The 3,073-nt window shown below is 60.6% G+C and carries 3 protein-coding genes; 1 reads left to right on the top strand and 2 read right to left on the bottom strand.

All coding sequences use genetic code 11. The annotated features are described in order from the left end of the window. Positions 1–107: 107 nt before the first annotated feature. The gene (locus IL54_RS08560) at positions 108–1,208 is read right to left on the bottom strand and encodes a ThuA domain-containing protein (protein ID WP_052027611.1); all 1,101 of its coding nucleotides are present in this window, start codon (positions 1,206–1,208) and stop codon (positions 108–110) included. An 88-nt stretch (positions 1,209–1,296) separates the two neighbouring features. Beyond that, positions 1,297–2,796, bottom strand: a complete 1,500-nt coding sequence (locus IL54_RS08555) for a CoA-acylating methylmalonate-semialdehyde dehydrogenase (RefSeq protein WP_037478167.1) — start codon at positions 2,794–2,796, stop codon at positions 1,297–1,299. 94 nt (positions 2,797–2,890) lie between these two features. On the opposite strand from IL54_RS08555, the gene IL54_RS22880 reads away from it, so the two are divergent. Next, a partial coding sequence (locus IL54_RS22880) for a helix-turn-helix domain-containing protein (RefSeq protein ID WP_156106281.1) occupies positions 2,891–3,073 on the top strand: 183 nt, incomplete at its 3' end.

The raw sequence follows: 3,073 nt of genomic DNA, 5'->3' as shown, positions 1-3,073 counted from the left end.
GAAAGGGGATCAAACCCCTATAAATCCTAGGATTTCGCACTTCGATCTAGAATCCACCCGCTTACAGCAAAAATAATCGATAATATATATTATGTTAAAGCGCCTTTCTATTCAGGCTGACACGTCGCCCGTCGATCGCCCGCCCACCGCACCGCATTTTCCAACAACCGTACATGATGCACGTCAACGTAGGTTTCCGGGCGATGGCCAATAGCGCTGTACGACATGCGCCCTTTGCCAATACAGCGCGTCCAGGCAATGGGATGATCACCCATCGTCAACGGTTCGCCGGGCTTGTAGCTGCCTTCGTCCAACGTCGCGATGATCGTCGCCCCGGTCCCACGCGGATTGCTTTTGAAGGAATACCATTCGTCATTCATGACCCACGCCTTGGGCAGACCCTGATTGACAGGATGACTTGTATTTTCGACCACGACCCGCGCATCCTGAAATTGCGGTTCCATCGGATGCCCGGCAAAGCGCGCGCCGATCAGCGTATCGACATACCAGTCCCAAAACGTCGCCGGATCGCCGGCCGATCCATGCACCCCTACGAAACCGCCGCCGCCCTCGACATAGTCGCGAAAGGCCTTGCGCTGGGACAGGGTCAATACGTCTCCGCTGACGTTGTTCCAGATGACGACATCGAACTGCGCCAGGGTCGCGGGATTCATCGCACCGCCCTTGTCGGTCACGACGATCGCCCAGCCTTCACGCTGTGCCATGGCCAGAAAGGCAGCCTTTGCCGCTTCGACCGACGGCCCATCCCGGAAACCGGTCATCTTCTCGAACAGCAAGACCGCCAGCTTCTTATCAGGCAGCGTAAAGTTCGGACGATCATCATCATAACGGGCGCACCGTGCCGCCCGGTCCGCATCCGTCACCGGGATTGCCCGCAAACGCTGGTCGATAGCGGCCAGCGCTTCTGGCGTCATGGCCTTTTCCCCCATCGTCCGTACCGTCAGAATAGCCGCGAATGTCGGCGCCTTCGTCGAGGTAAAGCTGGGAGGCAGAGCCTTGAAGAGATCGGGAGCCTGGGTGCCCAGCACGCTTTTCGCCACCGGGTTGAGCAACAGATCAACCAAGGGTGACTCGATCGAAAACGGTGCATCGCGAAGCGGGCAGTCTAGCAGCGTCCGCGCCGTGACCGGGCTGCTGGTTAGGCTTGCCAGCAACAGTCCAGCCAGTATCGCCCCCATCCGTTTCATCACCGCTCTCCCATCATCTTGTGTAACATAAGGCTATAGCAGTGCGACAGCGATGAAAAGGCGAGCCGTGGCCGACCCGCCCTCTCCGTCAGCCCATCGTCGGGATGACGAAGCTCTGATCCATCACAGCACCGCCGCTCGGCCAACGCTGGGTGATCGTCTTGACCCGCGTATAGAAACGCACGCCATCCATGCCATATTGATTCATGTCGCCAAAGCCCGACCGCTTCCAGCCGCCAAAGCTGTGATAGCTGACCGGCACCGGGATCGGGACGTTGATGCCCACCATGCCGACCTCGACATTGGCGCAGAATTTCCGCGCATAATCGCCATTGCGGGTGAAGATCGCCACGCCGTTGCCATATTGATGCTTGGTCGGATAGCTCAGCGCCTCCTCGAACGTGTCGGCTCGCACCATCTGCAACACCGGCCCGAAAATCTCTTCATTATAGCTTTTCATGTCCGGTTTCACATGGTCGAGCAGCGTCGGCGCCAGGAAAAACCCCTCCTCATACCCCTGCAACGCAAAGCCGCGCCCATCGATCACCAGTTCAGACCCTTCATCAACCGCCATCTGAATATAGTTTTCAATCCGTGCCTTATGCGCCGCACTGACCACCGGACCATAATGAGCGTCAGGATCGCTCGGCACGCCGACGCGCAATCCCGCTATCCCGGTTTCGAGCTTGGCCCGCAGCGCCACCGCCGTCGCTTCGCCCACCGGCACCACTACCGGCAACGCCATGCAGCGTTCGCCCGCCGACCCGTATGCCGCGCCAAGAATATCCGCGACCGCCTGGTCCAGATCGGCGTCGGGCATGACGATGCCATGATTTTTCGCGCCGCCCATGCACTGCATCCGCTTGCCGTTCGACGCGCCGCGACCATAGACATATTGGGCGATATCGGACGAGCCGACAAAGCTGACGGCGCGGATCGCCGGATTATCGAGGATCGCGTCCACCACCTGCTTGTCGCCATGAACGACGTTCAGGATGCCTGCGGGCAGCCCCGCCTCCATCGCCAGCTCCGCCAGCCGCATCGGCACCGACGGGTTCCGTTCGGAGGGCTTGAGGATAAACGCATTGCCACACGCGATCGCTGGCGCGAACATCCACATCGGAATCATCGCCGGGAAATTGAACGGCGTAATCCCCGCCGCGATGCCGATCGGCTGGCGCATTGAATAGACGTCGATCCCCGGTCCTGCGCCTTCGCTATATTCGCCCTTCAACAGATGCGGAATGCCGCAGGCGAATTCCACCACGTCCAGCCCGCGCTGGATATCGCCCTTGGAATCCGAATGCACTTTGCCATGTTCGGCCGTCAGCATTTCGGCCAGCTCATCCATATGCGTTTCGATGAGCGCCTTGAGGTTGAACATCACCCGCGCCCGCCGCTGCGGGTTCATCGCCGCCCATGCGGGCTGCGCCGCCTGCGCATTGGCGACGGCCGCGTCCAGTTCGGTGGGATCGGACAGGCGGACCTGCGCCTGCACCTTGCCGGTCGCCGGATCGAACACGTCGCCCAGTCGAGCGGATGTCGATGCCTGATGACTGCCGCCGATGAAATTGTCGATAATGCGCATGATGCCCTCGCGATAAATGCCTGACGCGGCGATTAGCCTATGGCGCCCTGCGCAAAAATGATCATATGTGCGCATCTGTTGTGCATGGATATATATGCTGCATTGGGATGATCTTCGCCTGTTCCTTGCCGTCGCGCGTGCTGGCCGCCTGACCAGCGCGGGGCAGGCGCTGGGCGTCAACCACACCACCGTTGCCCGCCGCCTGACCGCGCTGGAGGACGCACTGGGCGCGCGCCTGTTCGATCGCACTTCGCGCGGCGTGGTGATGACCGCGGCG

The sequence above is a fragment of the Sphingobium sp. ba1 genome, assembly GCF_000743655.1.
Classification (GTDB): Bacteria; Pseudomonadota; Alphaproteobacteria; order Sphingomonadales; family Sphingomonadaceae; genus Sphingobium.
The sequence above is the reverse complement of the archived record's forward strand: the minus strand, read 5'-3'. Positions and strand labels throughout refer to the sequence as shown.

Excerpts from the sequence above, each read along its gene's own strand:
- IL54_RS08555 (WP_037478167.1), bottom strand. The coding sequence starts at position 2,796 with ATGCGCATTATCGACAATTTCATCGGCGGCAGTCATCAGGCATCGACA.
- IL54_RS08560 (WP_052027611.1), bottom strand. The coding sequence starts at position 1,208 with ATGAAACGGATGGGGGCGATACTGGCTGGACTGTTGCTGGCAAGCCTA.